Raw genomic sequence first — 26,849 nt, 5'->3', positions numbered from 1 at the left:
CACAACAACAAAAAGGGCAGCCCTCAGGCCGCCCTTCATGTTTACGGTCGAGCCCGCCTGATCAGCGCGGGGACGCCACCGCGCGGTTGCTCGAGGCACCCTTGCCCTTGCGCTTGTCCTGCTGCGCCGGGCTTGCGCCCTCGGCCATCAGGTTGTCGCTGCCGAAGTCGGTGTCCACATCCAGCCAGCGCTGCGTCGGCAGGCCGAGCGCGGAATCGAGCACGGTCGGCAGCAGGCCGCTGGGCAGGCCGCTTTCGCCGTTCCACATGATGGCGATGCCGAGATCGCGCTCCGGCACCAGCGCGACCAGGCCACGATAGCCCTGCACGGCACCGGCATGGAACACCACATCGTGGCCGGCATAGTCGAAGGTGCGCCAGCCCAGTGCGTAGCCGGCCGAATGCAGGCGCTCGCGGCGCCAGCCCGAACGCATCTCCCCGGGGGTGTTGATCAGGCTGGAGTGCAGGGTGGCCAGCAGTGGTGCCGGCAGCACGTCCGGGCGGTGGCCGGTGTGGGCCAGCAGCCATTGCGCCATGTCGCTGGCGCTGGCGTTGACGCCGGCAGCCGGGGCGACGCGGTAGTAGGTCGGCTTCGGTGTCAGCGACACCCAGCCATTGCGGCTGCGCACGTGCGGACGCGCCCAGCGCGAGCTGGCCTGGATGCCGGCCAGGCCGAGGCTGGCATCGTTCATGCCCAGCGGCTTGAAGATGCGGCGCTCGACCGACTGCTCGTAGAAGCTGCCGGAGGCCGCGTAGACGACGTCGCCGATCAGGCTGAAGGCCACGTTCTGGTAGGCGTAGCAGTCGCCCGGCAGGCACTTCAGGCTGGTGTTGGCCAGCTTCTGGGTCAGCGCGTAGTACTCGGCGTTGCCTTCGATGTCGCGGTCGTAGGCGTTGTAGGGCAGGCCGACGCGATGGCTGAGCACGTCGGCCACGGTCAGGCGATCGGTCGCTTCCGGCGAGTTCAGGCGGAAGCCCGGCACATAGTCGGTGACCTTGCTGTCCCAGCGCAGCGTGCCGTCGTTGACCAGCAGGCCGGCCATGGTGCCGGCGAAGGCCTTGGACAGCGAGGCCAGGCGGAACACGGTGTGGGCATCGACCGGCAGCGGGTTGTTGACGTCGGTAACGCCATAGCCGCGCGCGCTGAGGATGCGGCCGCCCTGCACGATGGCCACCGCCATGCCCGGCACGCGCTCGCCATAGGTAAGCTGCTGCGCCATCGATTCGATATTGGCCACGTTGAAGCCGGCCGCCGGCAGCTGCACCTGCGGCACCAGGCCGGTGCGGTAGGCGGCGGGCTGCGTGTGGGCGACGGCGGTGGCGGCGGATTCGATGTTGGCCGGCATCGGCGGCAATGGCGACGGGGTCTGCGCGGTGGTGGACAAGGCAACGGGCATCAACATGCCCAGCAAACCGGTGGCCGCCGAACGGATCGGACGACGCAGGCTGTTCTTTTTCATCGTGGAGACCCGTGCGCGACTGCTGATGGCGATTCTAGCGCCGCTTTTCCCTTGTGCACAAACAAAGCGAAGATGAATGCGCATCTCGTTGAAAAAGTTGGAATTTTGACGCCCTGAAAGCATGTGTCGGAACGTGTCGTATGGGTGCGGCCGTGACACTGCGTTGCAGCCTTCTGCGTGGCTGCTGCTGGCGATGTTGCAGTGCATTGGCTAACGTACGCGCTTCACCGCCCCCCGGAGCCTGCCATGCCGCTGTCCAACCGCCGTCTTCTGGCGAGGGACGCCGCGTGAGCGCGGTGAAGGGCAAGGGGCCGCTGCGTGGGCTGACGGTGGCACTGCGTGAGTCGCCGGCGCTGTGGTGGTCGTTCCTGTACTTCTTCTGCCTGCTCAGTGGCTACTACGTGCTGCGCCCGGTGCGTGAGGCGATGGCTGCCTCGGCCGACCTGGAGACCGTGTTCCCGCCGATGCTGATCGCCTGGTTTGCCAGCCATGGCATCGCGCTGAAGGACTTCGTCCTGCAGTTCCTGTTCTCCTGCGTGTTCGTGATCATGCTGGTACTGCAGCCGGTGTACGGCTGGCTGGTCAGCCGCTTCCCGCGGCGGGTGTTCCTGCCGGCGGTGTATGGGTTCTTCATCGTCACTCTGCTGGGCTTCTACGTACTGTTCGATAGCGGTGTGCCAGGCCGCGGGATGGCGTTCTTTTTCTGGATCACCGTCTTCAACCTGTTCGCGGTGGCGGTGTTCTGGAGCTTCATGGCCGATGTGTTTTCCAACGCGCAGGCACGTGCCTTCTACGGTTACATCGGCGCGGCCGGCACCATCGGTGCCTTCCTTGGTCCGGTCATCACCAGTGCGCTGGTGCAGCGCGTGGGCATTGCCAATCTGATGCTGGTCTCGGCAGGCTTTCTCGCCATCTGCCTGTTGAGCATCTGGCGGCTGCGGCACTGGGCGGTGCTGCGTGAGCAGGAGCAGCAGCTGGTATCCGGCGAGCAGCCGATGGGCGGCAGCGTGCTGGACGGCCTGAAACTGATCGTGCGTGAGCCGTTGCTGCGCTGGCTGGCGATCATGGTGGTTTTCGGTGTGGGCGTGGGCACCCTGCTGTACAACCAGCAGGCCAGTATCGTGCGTGCAGCGTTCAACGATGCAGGCGCTGCCACGGCCTTCTTCTCGCGTATCGATCTGGCGGTGAACGCACTGGCGCTGCTGATGCAGCTGGGCCTGACCCGCTGGCTGCTGTCGCGCCACGGCATCGCGCCGGCCCTGTTGATCCCTGGCTTTGCGATCCTGATCGGCTTCTCGGTGCTTGCCGCATCACCCATGCCGTTGATGGTGGCCGTGGTGCAGGTGATGACCCGCGCCAGCGAGTTCGCATTGGCCAAGCCGGCACGTGAAACCATCTATACCCGCGTGGACCGGCAGTGGCGTTACAAGGCCGGCGCGGCCATCGATACGGTGGTGTACCGCGGCGCGGACCTGAGCTTTGCGTGGGTGCACAAGGGCTTGTCGCTGTTTGGTTCACATGTGGTGTTCATCGGTGGCGTGGTGGTTGCCGCGTGCATGACCGCCGCCGCGTTTGGTGTACTGCGCGAAGAAAAAAAGCTGCCGCGCGACCGCTGATCCCGTCCAGTCATTTCGAGGAGAGAAACCATGTCGCTGATCGCGCTGCTGCTGACCGTGCTGGTCGCGGTGCTGCACCTGTACTTCCTGGTGCTGGAGATGTTCCTGTGGACCCGTCCGCTGGGCTTGAAGACGTTCCGCAACACGCCGGAGAAGGCGGAGACCACGCGCGTGCTGGCGGCCAACCAGGGCCTGTACAACGGCTTCCTGGCGGCGGGCATCGTGTTGGGGCTGGTGATGGCGCAGCCGGTGCTGGTGACGTTCTCGTTGGGCTGCGTGGTGGTGGCGGGGGCCTATGGCGCATGGAGCGTAAGCCCGCGCATATTCATGATCCAGGCCGTACCGGCGATCCTGGCACTGGTGTTGCGAGTGCTCTGAAGTGGGCGCGTGCTGGCAAGCGCCATCGCTCAGCGGCTGATGGCGCGCATGAAGCCCAGCCACATTGGCACGGCATGCAGCGCCGCACCCAGCACGAACAGGCCTGTCAGCAGGTGTACGCGCCAGTCGTTGATACGCAGGAAGACGAATTGTTCAAGCGTGCGGCCCACCCAGAACACCGCCATGAAGCCCAGCAGGACCACCCCCAGACGAGTGTCGACCAGGTCCGGGGCAAAGATCAGCGCGATCAGCCCCATTCCCAGGAACACATAGATCACGCGCAGATTCAGGATCTGCATGATCGCGCGATTGGCCGTGCCGAGCTGGGCGAGCTCGCGTTTCCAGCCGAACAGCCGCCAGAACGCCAGATGGAAGGCGGCAAACCCCAGACTGTGAATGCCTGCCAGGCGCACCAGCAGTTCAGTGGTCGTCATGGTTGATCAGCCTGTGCGCGGAGGGCGTGGCGATACCCACATCGCGATGGTCGCATGGAACACCTCGGTCCCTGCCGCATCGGTCACGCTGACCTTCACCGGCAGGTCGTAGCCGTCCGCAGCACTGACGATGGACAACACTGGCGTCGCCACGGCCTTCAACGTGCCCAAGGCCTTGGCCTGGTATTTCACGTCCATGCCCTTGGGGATCCAGCGCATGTCTGCCGGCAGGCTGGCGTCCACCATCAGCCCGGCGGTCAGCTCCGCCAGGTTGCACATCGCGATCGCATGCACCGTGCCGATGTGGTTGCGCACCTTGCGGCGATCGGCCAGCGTGCCTTCGCAGCGGCCGTGTTCCAGGCGGGTGATGCGCGGTGCGATGCTGGCGAAGTAGGGCGCCTTGAAGCAGACCGCGCGCGAGAACAGCCAGTTGCCGGCGGGCCAGCGCTGCAGGCGGTGGTAGAGCGAAAGCAGGGGCGTGGACATGAGCGGTTTCCGGTCGGCGGATAGAACGACGGCGGGCCGAGGCCCGCCGTCGAGGCAACGCGTGTCGCGGGCGATCAGGCCGCCTGCGAATGCGGGTCCTTGTGCTGGCGGTCGTAGTAGCTGGCCGCGCGCAGCTCGTGGGTGTCGAAATCGTCCACGGTGATGGTGTCCAGGGTCAGCGTGCGCAGCTCTTCCAGCAGGCTGCGCTCGTCCTGGGTGATCACGCCCTCGGCCACGGCTTCGTCCAGCTGGGCCTTGAAGTCCAGCGCTTCGATGCCCTTGCTCTTCAGCGCCTTGAGGAACTTGCGCTCCACCGGCTCGGCCATGATCGCCTTGCTCAGGTAGCTGTTGATGCGGCCACCCGGGTTGTTCTCGCACGGGGTCAGGAACACGCCGCTGGCCAGACGATCACGCGCTTCGTTCGGCGCCATCAGCAGCGCGGCGACGCGGCGGCTCAGACGGTCGCCCGGAGCCTCGGCACGACGGCCCAGCGGGAAGATCAGCGCCCACATCAGCCAGCCGATCGGACGGATCGGGAAGTTGCGCAGCGCGGCCGACAGCGATTCCTCGATCTTGTGCACGCTGTCGTGGAAGGCCCAGGCCAGCAGCGGCTGGTCGGCCTGCGGTGCGCCTTCGTCGTGGTAGCGCTTGAGCATGGCGCTGGTCATGTAGACGTGGCTCAGGACATCGCCCAGGCGGCCGGACAGCGATTCCTTGAACTTCAGCTTGCCGCCGAGGGTCATCATCGAGATATCGGCCATCAGCGCCAGGTTGGCCGAGTAACGGTCCAGCTTGCGGAAGTAGCGGCGGGTATAGGCGTCGCCCGGGGCGGCGCCGAAGCGCGCGCCGGTCAGGCCGAACCAGAACGAACGCACGGCATTGGAGATACCGAAGCGGATGTGGCCGAACAGGCTGCGGTCGAACTCCTGCAGGCCGGCGCGGGTGTCCGGATCCTGCGCGGCCTTCATTTCCTTCAGCACCCACGGGTGGCAGAGGATGGCACCCTGGCCGAAGATCAGCAGGCTGCGGGTCATGATGTTGGCGCCTTCCACGGTGATCGCGATCGGCGCGGCCTGCCAGCTGCGGCCGGCGAAGTTGCGCGGCCCCAGGATGATGCCCTTGCCGCCGATCACGTCCATCATGTCCGAGATCACCTCGCGGCTCATGTTGGTGCAGTGGTACTTGGCGATCGCTGACGGCACCGACGGCACGTCACCACGGTCGACCGCCGCGGCGGTGGCCTGCGACAGCGCGCTGATCTTGTAGGCCTTGCCGCCGATGCGGGCCAGCGCTTCTTCCACGCCCTCGAAGCGGCCGACCGACAGGCCGAACTGCTTGCGGATGCGTGCGTAGGCGCCGGTGACGGCGGCACCGGCCTTGGCACCGCCACTGGCGGTGGACGGCAGCGTGATCGAGCGGCCCACGGCCAGGCACTCGTTGAGCATGTTCCAGCCCTTGCCGGCCATGGCTGCGCCACCGATCAGCTGGGTCAGCGGAATGAACACGTCCTTGCCGCGGATCGGACCGTTCTGGAAGGTCGAGTTCAGCGGGAAGTGGCGACGGCCGATTTCAACACCAGCGGTGTCGCGCGGCAGCAGGCCCAGGGTGATGCCGATGTCGCGGGTATCGCCGATCAGGCCATCCGGGTCGTACATGCGGAAGGCCAGGCCGATCAGCGATGCGACCGGCGCCAGGGTGATGTAGCGCTTGTCGAAGGTCAGCTTGACGCCGAGCACCTGCTCGCCGTTCCACTCGCCCTTGCAGACGATGCCGTAGTCCGGAATGGAGGTGGCGTCGGAACCGGCGAACGGACCGGTCAGGCCGAAGCAGGGCACCTCGCGACCATCGGCCAGGCGCGGCAGGTACTGGTCCTTCTGTTCCTGGGTGCCGTAATGCACCAGCAGTTCACCCGGGCCCAGCGAGTTCGGCACGCCGACGGTGGAGCTGACCACCGAAGACACCGAGGCCAGCTTCTGGATCACCTTGTGGTGGGCCAGTGCGGAGAAGCCCAGGCCGCCGTATTCCTTCGGGATGATCATGCCGAAGAACTTGTTCTTCTTGATGAAGGCCCACAGTTCCGGCGGCAGGTCGGCATGGACGTGGGTGATTTCCCAGTCGTTGACCATCGTGCACAGCTCTTCCACCGGGCCATCGAGGAAGGCCTGTTCTTCGGCGGTCAGCTGCGGCTTGGGATAGTTGAGCAGGATGTTCCAGTCCGGATCACCGGTGAACAGTTCGCCCTCGAAGCCAACCGAGCCGGTTTCCAGCGCGATGCGCTCGGTCTGCGACAGCGGCGGCAGCACCTTGCGGAACACCTTCATCATCGGGCCGGTCAGCAGCGGCTTGCGGATGAACGGCAGCAGCAGCGGCACGGCGATGACGGCCAGCACAGCGGCCGCGACGATCGTGGCGGTCTGGTTGACGTAGGGAATGAACCAGCAGGCGGCCAGCAGGGCCACGCTGATCAGCGTCCAGGTAACCAGCCGCATGCGGTGGTAGGCGACGAACGCGCCTGCCAGCAGCAGGGCGAGGAAGGGAAGAACGATGCTCATGAGCGTGCTCCGGTGACGTGCTCGTTTGTGGCGGACGAAGCCGCAGCGTCTGCTGCGGGCAACACGTCCAGATAGTCCAACACAGTAGCGGTAAAGGCGTCGTTGTCATCGCCGGCGACCATGTGCGTGGCCTGCGGCAGCTGTACATGGCGCGCGTGCGGCGCCAACGCCAGGAATTCGGCCACGGTCTGCGGCGTGACCAGGTCGCTGCGGCCGCCGCTGACCAGCAGCAGCGGGCACTTCACCTGGCGCGCGGCCTCGGCCAGTGCGTCCTGGTGCTGCTCGCTGTCGCGGGCCAGTTCGGCCACCAGTCGCGGATCCCAGTGCCAGCGCCAGCGGCCGGGGCCGTCCTCGCGCAGCAGGGCGCGCAGCGACTGCTCGGATTTGCGCGGGCGGTGCGGCATGTAGGCCGAGATCACGTCGGCGGCCTGGGTGAGCGAGGCGAAGCCGTCGGGATGGGCGGTCATGAAGGCCAGGATGCGTTCAACACCGGCGGTATCCCAACGCGGGGTGATGTCGACCAGCACCATCGCCGAGAACAGGCCCGGCCAGCGCGATTCGGCCAGCAGGCCGAACAGGCCGCCCATCGAGGCTGCGACCAGCACCGGCGGGCGCGGCTGCTCGCCGGCCAGCACGATCAGGTCATCGGCGAACTGTTCGCCGTGGTAGGGCAGGTCGGCGGCATTCCAGTCCGAATCGCCGTGGCCGCGTGCGTCATAAGCCAAGGTCTGCAGGCCGGCTGCAGACAGGGCACGCGCGGTGGCATTCCAGGCATGACGGGTCTGGCCGAAGCCGTGCGCGAACAGCACCCGGCCACGACGACCGTGGTCGCTGGCAGTGGCGGCGAGGCGGGCGCCATGGGCCGCCTCCAGGCGCAGGTCATGGAACGCAGCGGGAGTAGGGGACGTAACCATACTTTCTAGTATGGATCGCCTGTGAGGGAAGTCAATACTGCATCGTATGGTGCAGTGCGACAGGCCTGCAGGAGAGGCCTTTGACGGTTTCGCCCGCAACGGCGTACTGCAACGAACCCCGGCGTATGGTTAAATCAGCCCATGAATCAACCTGACGCTTCCGCCGGCGAACCGCGCGCCGGCCGCAACAGCCGCCTGAGTGCCGAAGACTGGGCCCAGGCGGCCCTCGACCTGATTGCTGAACAAGGCGTAGGCGCCGTTGCGGTGGAACCGCTGGCGCGGCGACTCGGCGTGACCAAGGGCAGTTTCTATTGGCATTTCCCCTCGCGTGACGCCTTGTTGCAGGCCGCGCTGGAACGCTGGGAACTGTTCGAACAGGAACAGGTGTTCGGCAGCCTGGAAGACGTACCGGACCCGCGCGTGCGCCTGCGCCAGCTGTTCCAGATGGTGGCGCATGAAGTGCAGCCGCACATCATCTACAGCGAGCTGCTGAAGGCATTGGACCATCCGATGGTGCGGCCGGTGATCGACCGCGTGTCGCAGCGCCGTCTCGACTATCTGATCGCCTCGTTCCGCCAGGCAGGGCTCAGCTCGACCGATGCACGCCATCGCGCACGCCTGGCCTACGCCGCCTATGTCGGCTTCCTGCAGCTGTCCCTGCAGCTGCAGCAGCCCAAGCAGGCGCGCGAGGATTTCGAAGCCTATGTCGAGCATCTCATCGAGACGCTGATTCCGAACGGTTGAGCGTTGTTGCTGCGTTGAGTGCAGAAAGGCCGCGGCAATGCCGCGGCCTTTTCCGTTGATGCATTCACCGCATGGAACATACAAAAAACAACGGCCCCTTGCGGGGCCGTTGCTGCATCAGCCGATCAGTGGATCGATCAGAACTTCTGCTTGTACTGCATGTACATGTAGCGGCCCGGCAGGTCGTACTGCGGGTCGAACATGTTGTACGAGGTCGAGTACGAGACCGGCGGGTTCTTGTCCCACACGTTGTTCAGGCCGACCATGATGGTGCCCTTCCACGGCGTGTTGTAGCGGAACTGGACGTCGTGGTAGGTCGTGGCGCCCATGTGGTTTTCGCGGTTCTCGGGATCCGAGCAGTAGTTGCGCAGCGAACCACCCAGCAGGCACGACTCGGTCATCCCCGACTTGTAACGCAGGCCGTAGTTGACGCCGAAATCACCATAGGACCAGTCGACGTACAGGTTGGAACGGATGCGCCAGTACGGATCCTGGTCGAGGTAACGTCCCTGGCGACCTTCGACCTGCGAGTCTTCCGTGGCCTTGGTTTCCCACTTGCTCAGATAGGTGCTGTCGAGGGTGACGGTGAACTGGCCGATCGAGGTTTCCGGCAGGCGGTACAGGATGCCCAGATCCCAACCTTCCACCTTGTACGATGCCAGGTTCTGCAGCGGCATGTTGACGTTGGTGATGGTGTAGCGCTCGGCGGCAGTGCCGTAGGTCGGGTCACGGGTGATCAGGCCGCAGTAGGCTGCCTGCTCAGCCGGCGAGCCGCCGTAGCAGTAGTTCATGATGTCCTGGATCGCCGGACGGGTGATGGCGTCCTCGATCTTGATCTGCCACCAGTCCAGGGTGACGTTCAGGCCGGTCACGAAGCTCGGGCTCCACACCAGGCCCAGCGTCTTGCTGGTCGAGGTTTCCGGCTTCAGGTTCGGGTTGGACTTCCAGGTGAACGGTTCGGCGGTCTGGGCGGCACCGGACTGCGGCACGCCGTCATCGTCGCGGGTATTGGGCTGCACGAAGCCAGCCGGAACACCCTGGGCAATACACTGCGCCAGCACTGCACCGGTCGGGCCATTGGCGGCCGCGCACGGGTCAGCGTAGGTTTCGAACGAGTCGCCGTCACCTGCGAACAGGTTGCTGATGCTCGGCGCGCGGAAGCCTTCCGAGTAGTTACCGCGGATCATCAGGTCGTCGATCGGCTTCCAGCGGAAGCCGAACTTGTTGTTGGTGGTGTTGCCGAAGTTGCTGTACTTCGAGTAGCGGGTTGCCGCGCTGAAGTCGAGCAGCTTGGCGCCCGGCAGGTCAGCCAGCACCGGGATCGACAGTTCCAGGAAGAACTCGTCCAGGTCATAGCTGCCCTTGGTCGGCTTGGCGCCGTTGCCGGTGCTCAGGCCAGCAGCAATGAAGGCGTCCGGATCGAACTGGCCGGATTCCTTGCGGTACTCGTAGCCCGCGGCGAACGCCAGGGCACCTGCCGGCAGCTGGGCGATTTCACCGGAGATGTTGGCGTAGTAGCCCTTGGACACCAGGTTGGAGGAGTCGTGGGCGGTGAACGAGGTGTAGTCGATGGCACCCTGGCTGATCGAGCCTTCCGGACCCAGCGCATTGACCGGCACGCAACCCTGGATGATGTCGCCACCCGGAGCGGTAACGCACACCGGCACGCCACCACGAAGCTCGGACGGACCATAGGCGTTGCGCAGGTTGGCCAGGTTGAACAGGCCATAGGTCAGGTCGTTCTGGTCAGTCTTGTCGTAGCGGTAGCCGACGTCCCAGTCGAAGTTGCGATCGGCGAATTCGAAGAAGCCTTCGAAACCACCGTAGAAGTGCCAGTTCTTGACGTTCTGGTTGAACGAACGGCCGCCGCTCTCGTTGAAGCGACGGTTGACGCCGGTCAGGTCTTCACCGGTCGGGTTGTACATGCTGTCCTTGCTCAGGCGCATGCCAGTGACGGGCATGGCGGCCAGCAGCTGCTCTGACTTGCGCTCGTTGTACATCGCCTCGGTGCGGAAGGTGACGTTGTCGGTGATGTTGTACGAGCCCGATGCGAACAGCGAGGTGCGCTCCTGCGGGGTCAGCAGGTAGTTGTCCGGTGCGGTGTTGTAGCCGTGGACGTTGGCGTTGAACGGCGTTTCCACGCCGTTGATCTGGACATAGCGCTCGTCATTGCGCAGGTAGGAACCCGGCATGCCGGTGCTGCTCTGGCCGTCGAAGAACGGCGGGCCACCGGCGGAGATCTTGCGATCGCCAGCCATGACCTTGTCTTCCTTCACGTAGGAGACACCCAGCATCACCGACGCACGGTCGGTGGTGGTGCCGATGGTGAAGTCGGCCGCTTCGCGTTCGCCGTCACCAGCGCTGTACTGGCCCTTGTAGAAGTTGGCTTCCGCGCCATCGAAGTTCTGCTTGGTGATGATGTTCACCACGCCGGCGATCGCGTCCGAACCGTAGATGGTCGATGCACCGTCCTTCAGGATGTCGATGCGCTCGATCATCGCGGTCGGGATGGTGTTCAGATCGACGCTGCCATCCAGGCCGGTGGTCCAGCGGCGGCCGTTGACCAGCACCAGGGTGCGCGCAGAACCGAGGTTGCGCAGGCTGATGCCGGCCGAACCATCACCACCGTTGTTGAACGTACGGTTCAGGGCGGCACCGTTGGCGGCAACGCGCTGCAGGATGTCGGCGACCGAAGTCACGCCCTGCTTTTCGATATCGGCGCGGGTCAGGCTCAGGACCGGCTGCGAGGTTTCGATGTCGGTGCTCTTGATGCGCGAACCGGTGACCGAGATGCGGTCAAGGTTGGTCGCTTCCTGGGCCTGGGCGGTGGCAGTGGACGCCACACCGGCAACGAGCGCGACCAGAACGGCATCGCGCAGCTTGTTGGACTGGAAATTCATTGGCTCTCTCTCTCCAAGAAATCTTGGCTGGGTTAATGCCCGGCGGGGGAGCGAAAAGCGCTCCCAAATCGCGAGGACTGAGCCGATAGTAGCGGGCGTTCGCCAAGAATTAAAGCTGCGTTAATCAAGTCTGTGTTTTTGGTAAAGATGAAAATTAATGAGCAAAATCAATGAGTTGAATTGCATCTGCGATCACAATGTCTCGTTTGTTAGCGCAAAGTGATGAAAAAAGTTTCCATTGATGTGTATCGCAGTATGTCGACATGAATTGCGCGGTATCCAATTCGTCGAAAAGCGCTTGACGTGTATCACGATCGCGCATACGCAACGGGCGCCTTTCGGCGCCCGGGAGGAGTCACTGCAGGAAGACCCGCGTGGTGGGGTCAGAGATCCTGTTCGTAACGCACGTACGGCACGGTGCCGTCGTCGTTGCTTTCATTGCGTGGGGAGAACGGATTCTTGCCGCGGCTGATCACGTTCTCGGCGCCAACGGTAAGCTGGCCGGACCACGGGGTACGCCAGGTCAGGCCGATGCCCAGGCCTTCCCACTTGCCGGGCTTGCCCGGTACGTCGATCACGCGGCCGATGATGCTGCCGGTGAAGTTGCCGTAGCCGGCGCCGATGCTCAGGCTCTTGCTGTCCCAGCGGTCGACGATGGACGGCGCGGCGTCGGCCAGCGGTACCAGGCGGGCCTTGGCGTAGGTACCGGCAATCGAGACAAAACCCTCGCGGCCGATGTTCTTCTGCGCGAATACGGTCAGGTCGTTCTGCTCGGCGCGCAGCGAGGGTGTCTTGTTCGGGCCGGACAGCCACGCCGGCAGCGTTTCACGGCCGGTACCCGCGGTGATGCCGAGGCGGCTGTTGCCGCGGTTCAGCGCGGCGGTGCCGGTGAAGCGGCGGCTGTTGAGGTCGTCGTCGTCACCCAGGCTGGCCAGCATGCAGTGACTGGCCAGGCCGCTCATGCTGGTCCCGCTGCTGCTGTTGCAGAGCAGGCCCAGTGAATCGCCGGATGACAGGCCGAAGGCCGCATCCAGCGAGTTGCGGCCGAAGTGCCAGCGGGCGCCGGCGGCCTGTTCACCCGTGGGCTCCAGGTACAGCAGGGCCTCGACCTTGCCGCTGCCCTTGTTCCACACCGGCAGCACGGTCCGGGTGTCCTTGCTCTGCGCGTGCACGCCCGTGATCGCGCCAAGGGCGATCAGCAGGGCCAGCGGTAGACGCAGGAAGGTACGCATCGGACCAGTTCAGACAGGGACGGACAACGGAAGTTCCCGCAGAGACGGGAACTTGATCCTAGGGTGTTTATGAATTCTTAACAAGCCTTGATCCCCCCAGATGCAAGACAAGCCGTTTACTGAAGCCGTTCGGGCGCCGGTACAGTCCCCTCGGCGCCGTGGAACAGTATGCCGAACTCCGTCAAAGGAAAGTGATACTCCCGCCCGCAGAATTCGCAACGGACCTCGACGGCGCCGGTGTCCACGGCCGCGGCACGGGCCTCGTCCTCGCCCAGCGACTGCAGCATCGATGCGACCCGCTCGCGGGAACAGGAGCAGGCGAAGGACAACGGCTTGTCGCCCATCAGTTCCGGCTTCTCTTCGTGGAACAGGCGGTGCAGCAGCTGCTCGGCCGGGGTCGCCAGCAGCTCGGCCTTGCCCAGGGTCTCGAACAGGGCGCTGGCACGCGCCCAGCCGTCCTCGTCACCCTCGTCGCCCGGCAGCTTCTGCAGCAGCAGACCGGCGGCGCCATTGCGGTCGGCGGCCAGCAGCAGGCGGGTCGGCAGCTGCTCGGACTGGCGGAAGTAATCCTCGAAGGCCTCGTCCAGCTCCGGTGCGGTCAGCGCGACCAGGCTCTGGTAGCGCTGCGGCTCGCGCGGGTCCAGGCCCGGGTTCTCGATGGTGATCGCGAGGAGGGCGTCATCACCCAGGCGGGACAGGTCGCGCGGCGCATCGGCGCCCTCGCTGAGCTGGGCGATGCCGCGCAGGGTACCGGCGGCGGTGCACTCGGCGAACAGGGTGCGCAGGGCGGTGCTGCTGCGCAGCTGGATCGAGAGGCGGCCATCGATCTTGGTGTGGCCGGTGAACAGCGCCGAGGCCACGCAGGCCTCGCCGAGCAGTTCGGCGGCGGTATCCGGGTACTCGGCGTGGGACAGGATCTCCTGCCAGGTGGCCTGCAGGCGCACGTGGACGCCACGGACGCCAGCGTCGGGAAGCAGGAAGCGGATCAGGGAATCGGGGTTGGCGGTCATCGGCTCACATCGCGCGTAAACGAGGGCGGTTGCCGGATAATGCGCCGACAACCAGATAGAAGAAGGATGCACCAGTAATGGGGGCAGGGGGAGAGCAGCACAAGGTGGAGGCCATCGCGGAAGTCCCGCGCCGCAGGCGCTGGCGCTGGAAACGGCTGCTCTGGCTGCCGCTGCTGCTGGCCGCTTTCAGCTGCCTGCAGGTGCTGGTGCTGCGGTTCATCGACCCGCCGGTATCCACGGTCATGCTGTGGCGCTATGGCGAGGCCTTGGGCGAGGCCGACTGGTCCTATCGCCTGCACTACCAGTGGCGCGACCTGGACCAGATGGCAGCGAGCCTGCCGATCTCGCTGGTGGCCGCAGAGGACCAGCGCTTTCCCGACCACAACGGCTTCGACCTGCAGGCCATCGAGAAGGCCCGCGACCACAACGCCAAGGGCGGGCGCCTGCGGGGGGCCAGCACGATCAGCCAGCAGGTCGCCAAGAACCTGTTCCTCTGGCAGGGCCGCAGCTGGGTACGCAAGGGCCTGGAAGTCTGGTACACGGTGCTGATCGAAGCACTGTGGCCGAAGGAACGCATCCTGGAGATGTACGCCAACATCGCCGAGTTCGGCGATGGCGTATATGGCGCGCAGGCAGCGGCACAGACGTTCTGGGGCAAGGACGCGGCCCGGTTGAGTCCGGCCGAGAGTGCGCGGCTGGCGGCGGTGTTGCCGGCACCGCGACGCTACAACGCGGCCAAGCCAGGGCCGTACGTGCAGAGGCGCGCGGCATGGATCCAGCGCCAGGCACGACAGCTGGGCGGCGCGTCCTATCTGTCGGAGGACTGAGGCGGGCGCGCTGCGATCGGCAGGCGGCGGGTCGTGTGCGCGCCGGCAACGTACAATCCGGACATGAACCGCGAACGGCTCACTTTTGTCATCGCCGCCTACAACGAGGCCCTGGCACTGCCGCTGCTGCATCCACGGCTGTGCGCGGTGCTCGATGGTATGCCCGACGTCGATGGTCACATCCTGTATGTGGACGACGGCAGCCACGACGGGACCTGGCAGGTGATCGCAGGATTGGCGCAGGGCGACGCGCGCGTATCGGCGTTGAAGCTGTCGCGCAATTTCGGCAAGGAGGCCGCGCTGACTGCCGGCCTGGATCTGGTGCGCGAAGGCGCAGCGATGATCCTGGACGCCGATGGCCAGGACCCGCCGGAACTGGTGCCGCAGTTCGTTGCGCGCTGGCGCGAAGGGCATGACAACATCTATGGCACGCGCATGGCCCGCGATGGCGAGGCCTGGATCAAGCGCGCCACGGCGGCGGCGTTCTACCGGGTGATCGGTCGCCTCTCACGCACGCCGATCCCTGCCGATACCGGTGACTTCCGCCTGCTGTCGCCGCGCGCGCTGAGCGCGCTGCGCGAGATGCGTGAACGCCATCGCTTCATGAAGGGTCTTTTCAGCTGGGTCGGATTCAAGCGGATTGCCGTGCCCTACCACCGCCACGCGCGCGTGGCCGGCTCCAGCAAGTTCAGCCTTTGGCGGCTGTGGAACTTCGCGCTGGAAGGTATCACCGGGTTCTCGACCGTTCCCCTGCGGGCGGCGACCTACATGGGCCTGGCCACGGCGGCGGTTGCTTTCGTATTCGGTGTATGGGTGATCGCCAAGGCGGCCCTGTACGGTGACCGGGTGGCGGGTTGGCCGACGATGATGGCGGTGATCCTGTTCCTGGGCGGGGTGCAGTTGATCGCCCTGGGCCTGATCGGTGAGTACCTGGGACGGCTGTACGAGGAATCCAAGCAGCGCCCGTTGTACCTGGTTGACGCGTGGCTAGCATCCACCGTGGCAGACTCGGCCCTGCAACCCACCCTCGGAGGGCAGGCAGATGACCACGGTACAGCAACTGTTGGACGGCAAGTCTCCTGAAGTACATGCGGTCGCGCCGGATGCGGCGGTGATCGATGCGATCCGGTTGATGGCGGAAAAGGGCATTGGCGCGGTGCTGGTGATGGACGGGCCGCGGCTGGTCGGGATCCTTTCGGAGCGCGATTACGCACGCAAGATCGTGCTGCGTGATCGTTCGTCGCGGGATACGGCGGTGGCCGAGATCATGACGGCGAAGGTGGTGACGGTCTCGCCGGGCGAACAGGTAGAGCACTGCCTGCAACTGGTGACCGATTACCGCATCCGCCACCTGCCGGTGGTGGAGGGGGCGCAGGTGCTGGGGGTGATTTCCATCGGCGACCTGGTGAAATCGGTGATCGATGCGCAGCGGCGCGAGCTGGATCAGCTGCAGCAGTACATCGTCGCCGGGTGAGGGTGTCGCTGGCGGGCCTGCGGCCCGCCGGCCCGCTTTTCGAAGCCAGAGCCGCAGCCAAAGCCAAAGCCAAAGCCAAAGCCAAAGCCAAAGCCAAAGCCAAAGCCAAAGCCAAAGCCAAAGCCAAAGCAGCGCCTTCCTGATACGTTGGGAGGCGGAGGGTGCGGCTGGGCAGGACACGCCGCAAGTACGTCCCTGTAGGCTCGATGGCGCCATCCATGGCGCCAACGGTCCTGCCCAGCCGCACCCTCCGCCTCTGGACACATTTCTGCGAGCGCGGTGTTTACATGCGCGGTGCCTCGCCTTGGGTAGCTGCCAGCCTTGGTTGGCAACGGCTTTTGACTCTGCTTTTTTCTTTTGACTTTGAATTTCCGCTCTCGTTCCGCGCGCGCAGGAAACTGTCCGGAGCCGGAGCAAGGCGGCAGGCAGGACCGTGAGGCGCATGGATGCGCCGACCGAGCCTACAGGGACGTATTTACGGCGTGTCCTGCCTGTCGCCTTGCTCCGGCTCTACGCGCGGGAAAAGAGGCGCCGCGAACAACGCTGTAAACCTACTTCGCATACTGCCCCCCGCAGTCGGCATCCTTGCCCGGCCCCAGTTCGATCGTCGCCAGCAACGCCGCCGGCGGCGCGATGCTGCCCAGCGCCAGGGCCACGGCGCCACGAATACCCAATGCCTTGAAGTCCGGGCGGAACGACGGATCCTTGAACGTGCCGCTGATATACAGCGGAGAGCGCAGAACCAGGATGCTCTTGTCCTTCGGGCGAGGCTTCAGCAGCAGGTCCAAGGTCTCGTCGCGCAGGCTGACCGTGCCTTCGCCGATGAGGATCGTGTCGGTGGTATCCACCGCCAGTGCCTGGCTGGTCATCAGGCCGTCGCGCACGCCGAAGTCGGCGAAGGCGCAGCGCAGGGGGATCTGCTTGTCGCCGGTCACCAGGAATTTCAGCGATTCGGTAATGTCCAGCCCCGCCAGTTCCATTACCAGGTTACCGACATGGCCGCGGCCCATCGCCAGGCCGACCTTGCCATCGCTGCTGCCCAGCATCGCGGCGATCGAGTTGCCACGGCCGCTCAGGTCCACTTCGCCGCCGATGCCGCCCTTGGCCTGCTCGGCCAGCTTCGCGTCCGGGAGCAGCTGGCCCAGCTGCACGCCGCGCACGCTGGCCTTCAGCGCGGTGCGGATCTGCGGCTGACGTGCATCCATGCGGATCGTGCTGCGGATATCGCCGCCGGCCACACCGAAGTTCAGTGGGTCCAGCCGTAGCACGCCGTCATCCAGCAGCAGGTGCGCATCCATGTCGTCCAGCGGCAACGAAGGGGCGTTGATGCGGTGGGCCTTCCAGCGCACGTCGGCATCCATCGCGCGCAGCTTTCCGAGGTTGTAGGGCGTGTCGGGCAGCACGCGTGCACGGGCAGCAACGCGTGCTGCCTCGGCCTTCTGTTCTGCGTTGGCGGTTTCGCCGCCGCCGGTCTTCGGTGGCGCGCCGACGAAGCCGGCCAGGTCATCGAAGTCCAGGCGCCTGGATTCCAGCGTCGCGGTCAGTCGTGGACGGTCGCGTCCCACCTCGAACTGCAGGTTGCCCCCCAGGTCGCTGTCGCCGACCTTGCCGGTGAAGCCGTCGTAACGCCAGACGTTGTGGTCGCGCTTCAGGCGTCCGTCCAACGCATAGGGCGGTGAGGGCGGGATGGCGATGCCGAGCAGCGGGTAGAGATCGGCCAGATCCTGGCCACTGAGCGCGAACTGCAGGTCGAACACGCGCAGCTGAAAGGGGTTGGTGAGCGTGCCGCGGGCCACTGCGTGGGTGGCACCGGCGCGGCCGTCGAGGTGGATGCGGAACGGGTGGTCGCTGTCGGTCAGTTCCAGCGGTGATTCGGTACCGCCCTGCAGGGTGAACGGGTTGCCCTGCCAGCGGCCCTTGCCCCGCACCAGCAGCGGCGGCGAGGCATCGGCCTGTTTCGGTTGGCCGCTGCGCACGCCCACGCGGATGTCGGTGCGGCCCAGTGCGTCGAGGAACTGCAGCCGGCCGTCGTCGATGCGCAGGCGCTTGAGTTGCGGGCTTGTCCCGCCTCTGCTGTCACCCAGGAAATCCCAGTTGCCCGGCTCGCCCTTGCGCGGGGCGGTTTCCAGCAGCACGTCCGGTCGGGTCAGGCGCACTTCCGGCAGCTGCACGCTGCCGCGCAGCAGGGGCCATACCCGCACGTCGATCTCGACGCGGTCGGCCGTGGCCATGTTCGGCTGCTTCGCCCAGGCGGCATTGGCGAAGGTGATCGCATCGGCACGGATGGTGCTGGTCCGGCCGAGGTCGACATCCAGGTGGCCGATGTGCAGTGCACGACCGGTGCGTGCCTGCACCGCGCGCTCGACCGGACCCTTGAACCAGTTCCAGTCCCACAGCGCGATCACCACCAGGATCACTGCCAGCAGGAAGACCAGGACCGTGAGCCAGCGCCGGCCGCGCGGGCCAGGTCTGCGGAGGCGCCAGCGGGAAGCGCGCGTTGCGGCAGGGGAGGCGGCAGCATTCACGCTGCCATGGTTGCCCCTTCATCGTGGACGGGGCGCGAAGCGTCCATGTGCGTGGTGTGCACAACCCGCGCCGTTACAGCACCTGCATGGTTACCGCGACGAAGTGGCAGACGCTGCCGCCGATCACGAACAGGTGCCAGATCGCGTGCGAATAGGGGATCGATTCGCGGTGATAGAAATAGGTGCCCAGCGTGTACGACAGGCCGCCGGCCAGCAGCCAGCCCAGCGTCCAGCCGTCGATCGAGGCCAGCATCGGCTTGATCGCCACGATCACCAGCCAGCCCATGGCGATGTAGATGCCGGTGGAAAGCGCCTTGAAGCGGCCGGTGTAGAACAGCTTGAACACCACCCCGGCCAGGGCCAGGGTCCAGATCGCGGCGAACAGGCCCCAGCCCCACGGGCCACGCAGGCCGATCAGGGTGAACGGGGTATAGGTGCCGGCGATCAATACGTAGATTGCGCAGTGGTCGAACACCTTCAGGCGGCCCTTGGCGACCGGGTGCTGGATGGCGTGGTACAGCGTGGAGGCGGTGTACAGCAGCAGAAGCGCAATGCCGAATACGATCGCGCCGGCCAGCTGCCAGCCATCGCTGTAGATGGCGGCCAGGGTGATCAGTACCGCACCGGCGCCCAGAGCGAGCACGGCACCGAGGCCGTGGGTCAGGGCGCTGGCGATTTCTTCGCGGATCGAAGCAACGGAAGTCGTGGACATGGCGTAGGCATCGTTCGCGGGGAGGGGGACCCGCACCCCCCTATCATCGCCGCGATGGGCGGCGTCTGCACGCCCGTCACCGTATGGTCGATGAATTGCCGGCCTGCGCCGGGTCCATGGTAGATCCACGCCATGCGTGGATGAACGCCCGGCACTGCAGGAGTCAGAGCCCTTTCCTGCGGAAAGGGATCCGACCGCGTGGCATCAGCCCACCGAAACCGTATGCGCCGCTTCGCGGGTGGCCGAGAAGCGCACGTCCGGCGAGCGTTCCTGCGCCAGCTGAAGGTTGACCCGGGTCGGTGCCAGGTAGACCAGGTGGCCGGCCGCATCCAGTGCCAGGTTCAGTGCGTTCTTCTCGCGGAACTCTTCCAGCTTCTTTTCGTTGCTGCAGTGGACCCAACGCGCAGTGGTCACGCTGACCGGCTCGAATGTGGCTTCCACGCCGTACTCGTCCTTCAGGCGGTACGCGGCCACGTCGAACTGCAGCACACCGACCGCACCCAGGATCAGGTCGTTGCTGGTCAGCGGGCGGAAGAACTGGGTCGCACCTTCCTCGGACAGCTGGGCCAGGCCCTTCTGCAGCTGCTTGAGCTTGAGCGGATCACGCAGGCGTGCGCGACGGAACAGCTCCGGGGCGAAGTTCGGAATACCGGTGAAGGTGACCGCTTCGCCTTCGGTGAAGGTATCGCCGATGGAAATGGTGCCGTGGTTGTGGATGCCGATCACATCGCCCGGCCACGCTTCGGCGGCGATTTCACGATCGCTGGCCATGAAGGTCAGGGCGTTGGCCAGCTTCATTTCCTTGCCGGTGCGCACGTGGAAGGTCTTCATGCCGGCGCTGAAACGGCCCGAGCAGACGCGCATGAACGCCACGCGGTCACGGTGCTGAGGATCCATGTTGGCCTGGATCTTGAACACGAAGCCGGTCAGCTTGTTCTCTTCCGGGGCAATCTCGCGGCCGGTGGTGGAGCGTGCCTGCGGCGACGGCGCATGCTCGACGAAGAAGTCCAGCAGCGGCTGCACGCCGAAGTTGTTCACGCCCGAGCCGAAGAACACCGGGGTCTGCTTGCCGGCGCGATAAGCGTCCAGGTCGAACGGGTGGCTGGCGCCCTGCACCAGTTCCAGTTCGTCGCGCAGGTCGGCCAGCATCTGTGCACCGATCTTCTCGGCCAGGCCGGGGGCATCGATGGACGGGAAGATGGTCGAGTCCTGGCGGGTGAAGTTGCGGCCCGGTTCGTACAGGTGCACTTCGCCGGTGAGCAGATGCACCACGCCCTTCAGGCGCTGGCCCATGCCGATCGGCCAGGTGACCGGGGCGCACTGGATGCCCAGCACGGTTTCCACTTCATCCAGCAGCTCGATCGGGTCCTTGCCCTCGCGGTCGAGCTTGTTGATGAAGGTCATGATCGGCGTATCGCGCAGGCGGCACACTTCCATCAGCTTGATGGTGCGTTCTTCCACGCCCTTGGCCACGTCGATCACCATCAGCGCCGAGTCCACCGCGGTCAGCACGCGGTAGGTGTCCTCGCCGAAGTCGGCGTGGCCGGGGGTGTCGAGCAGGTTGACGATCTTGCCTTCATACGGGAACTGCATCACCGAGGAGGTGACGGAGATGCCGCGCTCCTTTTCCAGCGCCATCCAGTCGGAGGTGGCATGGCGGGCAGCCTTGCGGCCCTTCACCGAACCGGCCATCTGGATCGCGCCTCCGAACAGCAGCAGCTTTTCGGTCAGCGTGGTCTTGCCGGCGTCAGGGTGGGAAATGATGGCGAACGTGCGGCGACGCGACGCTTCGTTGGCGACTTCGGACATGGCAGTGGCGCCCGCCCGGGGCGCTTTTCAAAGAGATAAGCGCCCGATTATACCGGCCGGGGCCGGTCAGCGCCCGATCCCGCCGTCGGCCTCGCCGTGGCGGGCGAACTGCAGCTGGCCCTGCTCGGCGAAGATGCGTGCCGGCACCGAGCGCAGGCCCATGCCGCGGTTGACCTGTACCACGAAGTGCAGGTGTGGGGCGCTGCTGTAGCCACTGTTGCCGGACAGGCCGATCGGCTGCCCGGCCCCCACCGCCTGGCCGCGACGCACGCGCATGCCGCCGGCCTGCAGGTGGCCGTACAGGGCCATGCTGCCGTCGCTGTGCAGCACGCGGATGAAGTTGGCGCGGCCACCATCGCGTTCGCGGTCCTGGCCGTTGCCACGGAAGCCATCCTGGATCTGCATCACCGTGCCCTCGCGTGCGGCCAGCACCAACGTGCCTTCAGGCAGCGCGAAGTCGACCGCATCGCGGTTTTCCTCGTCGTCGTGGCTGAACCGGCCCTGCGGCGCCTGGTCCACGCGTGGACGGGCCGCATCGAACGGCAGGCGATAGGCCACATCCTCGGCCTGTGCGGCCGGATTGCCCGGTACCGACTGCAGGCGCAGGTCCAGCGTGCGGCCGTCGAGCGGGGCAGGCAGGTGGCCGACCACCAGGCTGCTGTCGCCCTGGATCAGCGATTGCACCGGCAGCCCTTCGACCGGGTGTCCGGGTGCAGCGCGCAGCTCGATCTGCAGCGGTCCGGCCAGGGTGTTGTCGATGCGGGCCTGCCATTGCGTGCCGACCGGTTGCAGGCGCAGCTGGGCCATCGGTGCGGCAGCCTCGGCATCGCCTGCGCGGGCGGCAGAAGCGGGAGGAGGCACCAGTCCCCAGCCCTGGCGCCAGTCGCCGGCGCTGGCCGTCGCACTCGCCAGCAGGGGCAGCAGCAGCCAGGTCAGGGGCAGGCGTGGCATCGGGGGGTTCCAGCGGCAGGGACCGCCGGGACTGTACCGGATCCTGAACGGGACAACCGCGACGCCCCTCGCATACCCGGGACGAAAATATTCATCGCTTTATCCGCATGAAGGGATTGACAGTGCGCGGAAGGGCTGGCATCGTGGCCTCACCATCGAGACCGGCAGAGGGACAGGCCCTTTGAAGCCGGGGCAGCCCGCAGGCGCGCAAGCGTCCGCGTAGGTGCCAAATCCTGCGGGGATCGTGGCGTCCACCGAAAGATGGTTCGAACCATGCACCACACGTGCATCTCGAACGCGGGCCCCGCGAAGGCTCGATGGCCGATTCCCCAACCGGATCCCGCCATGAGCTTCGCCGCCAGTACCGCCGTTCGCCCCGAACCCTTTGTCCCCGTCAGCGTGCCGGTCGAAGACCGTGTGCATGCCGAGCGCGGTGAGTTCGCCGCGGTGCTGTCGATGCGTCATGCCGGCCCCAGCCCGGTGCGCCTGCGCTACGAGTGGGTCGGCCCGGCCAACGCGCCGGTGGTGGTACTGGCCGGCGGCATCTCCGCGCATCGCCATGTGGCCTCCAACGCACAGTTCAGCGAGAAGGGCTGGGCCGAAGAGTTGGTCGGCAGTGGTCGCACGCTGGATCCGCAGCAGCTGCGCGTATTGGCGTTCGATTTCATCGGCGCCGACGGTGCGCTGGACGTGCCGATCGATACCGCCGATCAGGCCGACGCATTGGCGCTGGTGCTGGATCATCTCGGCATCCGCGCGCTGAAAGCCTTCGTCGGCTATTCGTATGGCGCGCTGGTCGGCCAGCAGTTCGCGATCCGTCATCGTGCCCGCGTGCGCCAGCTGGTGCTGGCCAGCGGTGCGCATCGCCCGCACCCGTATGCCGCCGCCTGGCGCGCGTTGCAGCGCCGCGCCGTCGCGCTGGGCCAGCTGCAGTGCGGCGAAGATCATGGCCTGGCGCTGGCCCGGCAGTTCGCCATGCTCAGCTACCGCACCCCGGAAGAATTCGGCGAGCGCTTCGATGCCGCGCCGGAAGTGATCAACGGCCGCGTGCGCGTGGCCGCCGAAGACTATCTCGACGCCGCCGGCGCGCAGTACGTCGCGCGCACACCGGTGACCGCCTACCTGCGCCTGTCCGAATCGATCGACCTGCACCGCGTCGACCCCGCCGCGATCCTGCCGCCGACCGTGGTGGTGGCCGTGGAGGGCGACCGCCTGGTGCCGCTGGCCGACCTCGTCGGCCTGGTCGAAGGTCTGGGCCCGCGCGGCAGCCTGCGCGTGCTGCGCTCGCCCTACGGCCACGACGCCTTCCTCAAAGAAACCGATCGCATCGACGCGATCCTCGCCACTGCCTTCCGCACCTCTGGAGAGTCCGCATGAGCCTGCACGCCAACGAGCCGTCCTGTAGTCGCACCACCGCCGCCGTCCGTGCCGGCATCGATCGCGATACCGCCCATGGCGCGGTCACCCCGCCGATCGTGCTGTCGTCGAACTTCAGCTTTGAAGGCTTCGGCAACAAGCGCCAGTACGACTACACGCGCAGTGGCAACCCCACCCGCGACCTGCTGGGTGAGGCGCTGGCCGAACTGGAAGGCGGTGCCGGCGGCGTGATCACCGCCACCGGCATGGGGGCGATCAACCTGGTGCTGAATGCACTGCTGCAGCCGGGAGATACCCTGGTGGTGCCGCACGATGCGTACGGTGGCAGCTGGCGCCTGTTCAATGCGCTGGCGAAGAAGGGCCACTTCGAACTGGTCACCGCCGACCTGACCGATCCGCGTGCACTGGCACAGGCGCTGGCCACCCAGCCGAAGCTGGTGCTGGTGGAAACCCCGTCCAACCCGCTGCTGCGCATCACCGACCTGCGCTTCGTCATCGATGCCGCGCACAAGGCCGGTGCACTCGTGGTGGTCGACAACACCTTCCTGTCGCCGGCGCTGCAGCAACCGCTGGCCTTCGGCGCAGATCTGGTGCTGCATTCCACCACCAAGTACATCAATGGCCACAGCGATGTGGTGGGTGGTGCGGTGGTCGCGCGCGATCAGGCACTGCACGAGCAGCTGGTGTGGTGGGGCAACGCGCTGGGCCTGACCGGTTCGCCGTTCGATGCGTTCCTGACCCTGCGCGGCCTGCGCACGCTGGATGCGCGCCTGCGCGTGCACCAGGAGAACACCGCGTCGATCGTTGCCCTGCTGGACCAGCATCCGGCAGTCGGTAGGGTCTACTACCCGGGCCTGGCCGATCACCCCGGGCATGCCATCGCCGCACGCCAGCAAAGCGGCTTTGGCGCGATGTTGTCGTTCGAACTGGCCGACTGCGAAGGCGATGATCCGCATGCCGCAGTGCGTGCCTTCGTCGATGGCCTGCGCTGTTTCACCCTGGCCGAATCGCTGGGCGGCGTCGAAAGCCTGATCGCGCATCCGGCCACCATGACCCATGCGGCGATGACCGCCGAAGCGCGTGCCGCCGCCGGCATCAGCGAAGGGCTGCTGCGCCTGTCGGTCGGCATCGAGGCCGAGCGTGACCTGCTGGCAGATCTGGGCGCCGCGCTGCAGCGCGCCGAAGCGGTGATTGATGCGGCCGCGCGTCGCAAACAGGTGGTGGATGCATGAGCGCGCTCGCCGCTGACATTCCTGCGCTGGGCGTGGGACGCCTGGCGCTGCTGGGCACTGGCACGGTCGGCTCGGCCTTCGTGCAGCGTTACCAGGCATTGCGGGCGCGTGGGCTGGAACTGCCCAGCGTGCAGTGGCTGGCCAATTCACGCACTGCGCTGGAGATCGATCGTGACCTGGTGTTGCCGCTGGAGCTGGCACGGCGTGCACCGCGCGATGGCCAGAGTTCGCCGCCGTGGGCCAGCGCCGAAGGACTGGAACGTGGCGACGTGGTGGTCGATGCCACCGCCAGCGAAGACGTGGCCGCACGCCACGTGCAGTGGCTGGCACGCGGCGTGCACGTGGTGACCGCCAACAAGCTGGGCCGTGGTGCGCAGCTCGCACGCGCGCAGGCGATTGCCGAAAGCTGCGCCGACAGTGGTGCGCGCTATGGCGACAGCGCCACCGTCGGCGCGGGCCTGCCGCTGCTGAGCAGCCTGCGCGCGCTGGTGGCCGGTGGCGATCACATCCATGCCATCGAGGGTGTGCTGTCCGGTTCGCTGGCGTGGCTGTTCCATCGTTACGACGGCCAGTCGCCGTTCTCGGCGGCGGTGCGCGAAGCGTTGGCGGCCGGCTATACCGAGCCCGATCCGCGCCTGGACCTGTCCGGCGAAGACGTGCGGCGCAAGCTGCTGATCCTGGCCCGCAGCAGCGGGCTGGCGCTGGATGCTTCGCAGGTGCAGGTGGATTCATTGGTGCCTGAAACGCTGGCAGCGTTGCCGCTGGAGGATGCACTGGGGGCACTGGAGCAGCTGGATGCGCCGTTGCAGGCGCGTTGGCAGCAGGCGCGCGACAACGGCCACGTGCTGCGTTTCGTTGGCCGTGTCGATGGCGCGGGTGCGCAGGTGGGCCTGCGCGAGCTGCCGGCCGATCACCCGTTGGCGCAGGGCGCGGGCACCGACAACCGCGTAGCCATCCACAGTGACCGTTATCAGCGCCAGCCGTTGTTGATCCAGGGCCCGGGCGCTGGCGCGGAAGTCACCGCCGCCGCGCTGCTGGATGATGTGTTGCGGATCGTGGGTTGATCGCACCGCTTCTGTAGAGCCGAGCCCACGCTCGGCTGCTCCTGACAGAATCCCCATCCCGCCTGATGAGCCGAGCGTGGGCTCGGCTCTACAGGGGCACGCCTGCCGGTCAGCGAGACTTCAACGCCTTCAACAATGCGCTGTTGAACTGCTTCGGGTCCTGCACCTGCGGCGAATGCCCCAGTTCGGCGAACTCGACCAGCGTGGCGCCGGGAATCGTCGCGGCCGCGGCCTTGCCGAGCACCGGGTAATTGCCCAGCGTCGCCTTTACTGCAGGTGGTGCCAGGTCACGGCCGATCGCGGTGCGGTCCTTCTGGCCGATGAACAACGTGGTCGGCACCTGCAGGTTCTTCAGTTCGTAGACCACCGGCTGGTTGAACACCATGTCCGAGGCCAGCGCCTGGCTCCATGCAACGGCCTGCTTGCCCGGGCCTTCGTACATGCCCGACTGCATCCGCGCCCACGGTTCATACGCCGGTTTCCATTTGCCGTCGTAGTACACCTCCAGCTGGTAGCGGCGGATGCTGTCATAGCTGATGTTCAATTCGCCGGCGTACCACGCGTCCACGCTGCGCCACGGCACGCCCAACGCCTTCCAGTCTTCCAGACCGATCGGGTTGACCAGCGACAGGCTGCGCAGGTCCTGCGGGAACATCAGCGCGTAGCGCACCGCCAGCATGCCACCCATCGAATGGCCGACCAGGTGCACCGGCACATCGCCCAGTTGCAGCTGTTGCAGCAGGGCATGGGTGTTGGCGGCCAGCTGCGCGAAGGTGTACTGGTAGCGCTCGGGCTTGCTGGATTTGCAGAAACCCACCTGGTCCGGGGCGATCACCCGGTAGCCGGCGGCAACCAGCGGCTTGATCGATTCCTTCCAGGTGGCGGCGCAGAAGTTCTTGCCGTGCAGCAGCACCACCACACCGATGGGCGCCTTCTTCGGCGCGATGTCCAGGTAGGCCATTTCCAGCGGCTGCCGCTGCGATTCCAGTGCGAAGGTCTTCACCGGATAGCCGTAGTCGAAGCCTTCCAGGCGTGGCCCATAGGTCGGCGCAGCCAGGGCAGGCAGCGGCAGGCAGGCAAGCAGGGCGGCAGCGATCACGCGCATGGGGCGGTCCGGGGGCAGGGAGCCCCGAGCCTAACCGGAATGCGGTGA

At 66.2% G+C, this 26,849-nt stretch carries 22 protein-coding genes and 1 riboswitch; of the genes, 9 read left to right on the top strand and 13 right to left on the bottom strand.

The window, feature by feature from the left end; translation table 11 throughout:
* Positions 1 to 61: 61 nt before the first annotated feature.
* Positions 62 to 1,459 (bottom strand): serine hydrolase domain-containing protein, encoded by a 1,398-nt coding sequence (locus GOC52_RS15600; RefSeq protein WP_043399162.1) that lies wholly within the window; start codon positions 1,457 to 1,459, stop codon positions 62 to 64.
* Between the two features lie 287 nt (positions 1,460 to 1,746).
* Between GOC52_RS15600 and GOC52_RS15595 the strand changes: the two genes are divergently transcribed.
* The gene (locus GOC52_RS15595) at positions 1,747 to 3,075 is read left to right on the top strand and encodes an NTP/NDP exchange transporter (protein ID WP_010482728.1); all 1,329 of its coding nucleotides are present in this window, start codon (positions 1,747 to 1,749) and stop codon (positions 3,073 to 3,075) included.
* A gap of 30 nt (positions 3,076 to 3,105) precedes the next feature.
* Positions 3,106 to 3,453 carry a DUF1304 domain-containing protein gene (locus GOC52_RS15590; protein WP_191849829.1) on the top strand — a complete coding sequence of 116 codons (348 nt, stop codon included), beginning with the start codon at positions 3,106 to 3,108 and terminating at the stop codon, positions 3,451 to 3,453.
* Positions 3,454 to 3,482: 29 nt separating this feature from the next.
* Here GOC52_RS15590 and GOC52_RS15585 read toward each other — a convergent pair whose 3' ends face one another.
* From GOC52_RS15585 to GOC52_RS15570, 4 genes are all read right to left on the bottom strand, one after another.
* A complete protein-coding gene (locus GOC52_RS15585; protein WP_238794406.1) occupies positions 3,483 to 3,866 on the bottom strand; it encodes a hypothetical protein in 384 nt (127 codons plus the stop codon).
* A gap of 27 nt (positions 3,867 to 3,893) precedes the next feature.
* Positions 3,894 to 4,373, bottom strand: a complete 480-nt coding sequence (locus GOC52_RS15580; RefSeq protein ID WP_191849825.1) for a hotdog fold domain-containing protein — start codon at positions 4,371 to 4,373, stop codon at positions 3,894 to 3,896.
* Positions 4,374 to 4,447: 74 nt separating this feature from the next.
* Positions 4,448 to 6,925, bottom strand: coding sequence for an acyl-CoA dehydrogenase (locus tag GOC52_RS15575; RefSeq protein ID WP_043399155.1), 2,478 nt, complete (start codon positions 6,923 to 6,925; stop codon positions 4,448 to 4,450).
* Positions 6,922 to 7,839: an alpha/beta fold hydrolase gene (locus tag GOC52_RS15570; protein ID WP_010482732.1), complete on the bottom strand. Its 918-nt coding sequence runs from the start codon at positions 7,837 to 7,839 to the stop codon at positions 6,922 to 6,924. The genes GOC52_RS15575 and GOC52_RS15570 overlap by 4 nt, the downstream gene beginning before the upstream one ends.
* Before the next feature lie 141 nt (positions 7,840 to 7,980).
* Between GOC52_RS15570 and GOC52_RS15565 the strand changes: the two genes are divergently transcribed.
* Positions 7,981 to 8,583, top strand: a complete 603-nt coding sequence (locus tag GOC52_RS15565; protein WP_006464233.1) for a TetR/AcrR family transcriptional regulator — start codon at positions 7,981 to 7,983, stop codon at positions 8,581 to 8,583.
* Between the two features lie 137 nt (positions 8,584 to 8,720).
* On the opposite strand, the gene GOC52_RS15560 is transcribed toward GOC52_RS15565, so the two are convergent.
* The 3 genes from GOC52_RS15560 to hslO form a co-directional block, all read right to left on the bottom strand.
* Positions 8,721 to 11,483 carry a TonB-dependent receptor plug domain-containing protein gene (locus GOC52_RS15560; RefSeq protein ID WP_010482735.1) on the bottom strand — a complete coding sequence of 921 codons (2,763 nt, stop codon included), beginning with the start codon at positions 11,481 to 11,483 and terminating at the stop codon, positions 8,721 to 8,723.
* 383 nt (positions 11,484 to 11,866) lie between these two features.
* Positions 11,867 to 12,715, bottom strand: coding sequence for an XOO1806 family protein (locus GOC52_RS15555; protein WP_010482736.1), 849 nt, complete (start codon positions 12,713 to 12,715; stop codon positions 11,867 to 11,869).
* 116 nt (positions 12,716 to 12,831) lie between these two features.
* A complete protein-coding gene (hslO, locus tag GOC52_RS15550; protein ID WP_010482737.1) occupies positions 12,832 to 13,725 on the bottom strand; it encodes an Hsp33 family molecular chaperone HslO in 894 nt (297 codons plus the stop codon).
* Between the two features lie 77 nt (positions 13,726 to 13,802).
* On the opposite strand from hslO, the gene mtgA reads away from it, so the two are divergent.
* The 3 genes from mtgA to GOC52_RS15535 all read left to right on the top strand — a co-directional run bounded on the left by mtgA (position 13,803) and on the right by GOC52_RS15535 (position 16,026).
* Entirely contained in the window at positions 13,803 to 14,552 is a 750-nt protein-coding gene (mtgA, locus tag GOC52_RS15545; protein WP_043399149.1) for a monofunctional biosynthetic peptidoglycan transglycosylase, read from the top strand.
* Between the two features lie 63 nt (positions 14,553 to 14,615).
* A complete protein-coding gene (locus GOC52_RS15540) occupies positions 14,616 to 15,635 on the top strand; it encodes a glycosyltransferase family 2 protein (protein ID WP_010482740.1) in 1,020 nt (339 codons plus the stop codon).
* Positions 15,595 to 16,026: a CBS domain-containing protein gene (locus tag GOC52_RS15535; RefSeq protein ID WP_043399148.1), complete on the top strand. Its 432-nt coding sequence runs from the start codon at positions 15,595 to 15,597 to the stop codon at positions 16,024 to 16,026. The genes GOC52_RS15540 and GOC52_RS15535 overlap by 41 nt, the downstream gene beginning before the upstream one ends.
* Before the next feature lie 551 nt (positions 16,027 to 16,577).
* Here GOC52_RS15535 and GOC52_RS15530 read toward each other — a convergent pair.
* The 4 genes from GOC52_RS15530 to GOC52_RS15515 all read right to left on the bottom strand — a co-directional run bounded on the left by GOC52_RS15530 (position 16,578) and on the right by GOC52_RS15515 (position 22,023).
* Positions 16,578 to 18,551 carry an AsmA family protein gene (locus GOC52_RS15530; RefSeq protein WP_191849823.1) on the bottom strand — a complete coding sequence of 658 codons (1,974 nt, stop codon included), beginning with the start codon at positions 18,549 to 18,551 and terminating at the stop codon, positions 16,578 to 16,580.
* A 73-nt stretch (positions 18,552 to 18,624) separates the two neighbouring features.
* Positions 18,625 to 19,263, bottom strand: coding sequence for a PAQR family membrane homeostasis protein TrhA (trhA, locus tag GOC52_RS15525; protein WP_010482744.1), 639 nt, complete (start codon positions 19,261 to 19,263; stop codon positions 18,625 to 18,627).
* 204 nt (positions 19,264 to 19,467) lie between these two features.
* The gene (locus GOC52_RS15520) at positions 19,468 to 21,072 is read right to left on the bottom strand and encodes a peptide chain release factor 3 (RefSeq protein ID WP_014038155.1); all 1,605 of its coding nucleotides are present in this window, start codon (positions 21,070 to 21,072) and stop codon (positions 19,468 to 19,470) included.
* Positions 21,073 to 21,138: 66 nt separating this feature from the next.
* Complete coding sequence (locus tag GOC52_RS15515) at positions 21,139 to 22,023, bottom strand: M23 family metallopeptidase (RefSeq protein WP_043399143.1); 885 nt, start codon at positions 22,021 to 22,023, stop codon at positions 21,139 to 21,141.
* 149 nt (positions 22,024 to 22,172) lie between these two features.
* Positions 22,173 to 22,291, top strand: a riboswitch (SAM riboswitch).
* A gap of 77 nt (positions 22,292 to 22,368) precedes the next feature.
* Between GOC52_RS15515 and metX the strand changes: the two genes are divergently transcribed.
* The 3 genes from metX to GOC52_RS15500 are packed head-to-tail and all read left to right on the top strand — an operon-like array spanning position 22,369 to position 25,696.
* Positions 22,369 to 23,400: a homoserine O-succinyltransferase MetX gene (metX, locus tag GOC52_RS15510; protein ID WP_191849821.1), complete on the top strand. Its 1,032-nt coding sequence runs from the start codon at positions 22,369 to 22,371 to the stop codon at positions 23,398 to 23,400.
* A complete protein-coding gene (locus GOC52_RS15505) occupies positions 23,397 to 24,632 on the top strand; it encodes an O-succinylhomoserine (thiol)-lyase (protein WP_010482748.1) in 1,236 nt (411 codons plus the stop codon). Before metX ends, GOC52_RS15505 begins: the two co-directional genes overlap by 4 nt.
* Entirely contained in the window at positions 24,629 to 25,696 is a 1,068-nt protein-coding gene (locus GOC52_RS15500; RefSeq protein WP_010482749.1) for a homoserine dehydrogenase family protein, read from the top strand. Before GOC52_RS15505 ends, GOC52_RS15500 begins: the two co-directional genes overlap by 4 nt.
* Positions 25,697 to 25,805: 109 nt before the next feature.
* On the opposite strand, the gene GOC52_RS15495 is transcribed toward GOC52_RS15500, so the two are convergent.
* On the bottom strand, positions 25,806 to 26,801 hold the full coding sequence (locus GOC52_RS15495) for an alpha/beta fold hydrolase (RefSeq protein ID WP_191849819.1): 996 nt from the start codon (positions 26,799 to 26,801) through the stop codon (positions 25,806 to 25,808).
* Positions 26,802 to 26,849 lie beyond the last annotated feature (48 nt).

It is taken from the genome of Stenotrophomonas sp. SXG-1 (genome assembly GCF_014083965.1).
GTDB classification, from domain to species: domain Bacteria; phylum Pseudomonadota; class Gammaproteobacteria; order Xanthomonadales; family Xanthomonadaceae; genus Stenotrophomonas; species Stenotrophomonas geniculata.
This window is presented reverse-complemented; position numbering and strand designations above follow the sequence as displayed.